Annotated in this window: 1 protein-coding gene; it reads right to left on the bottom strand. The window is 52.1% G+C overall.

What is annotated here, in order from left to right:
- A partial coding sequence (locus tag Q4563_RS17960; protein ID WP_303605470.1) for a lipid A-modifier LpxR family protein occupies positions 1-332 on the bottom strand: 332 nt, incomplete at both ends.

The raw sequence follows: 332 nt of genomic DNA, 5'->3' as shown, positions 1-332 counted from the left end.
CAGGCATGCTGTTCTTTCTGCTCCAGCGTCTCTTCCGTACGGTAATTGTCGCGAACCCCCAAACCCCAACTGTCGCGCCAACCAACCATCACACCAAACGATGCCGATGCAATCCAGGGATTACGGTGCACCTTGAGCGTACCACCCTGCTGCATCACCGGGTTGGTGCTGCTCATATTGCTCCCCGCAGGCACATGGATACCGTCATCAATCAGATAATTGTAAGCCACATAGTGCCCAGTCATATTACCGCTCAGTTCGGTATAAAAACTGTCGGGATGACAAGAGGTCAATGCCAGATTCTGCATCTCACTATTCAGTGCCTGCAGTTC

The sequence above is a fragment of the Gilvimarinus sp. 1_MG-2023 genome (genome assembly GCF_030548285.1).
The sequence above is the reverse complement of the archived record's forward strand: the minus strand, read 5'-3'. Positions and strand labels throughout refer to the sequence as shown.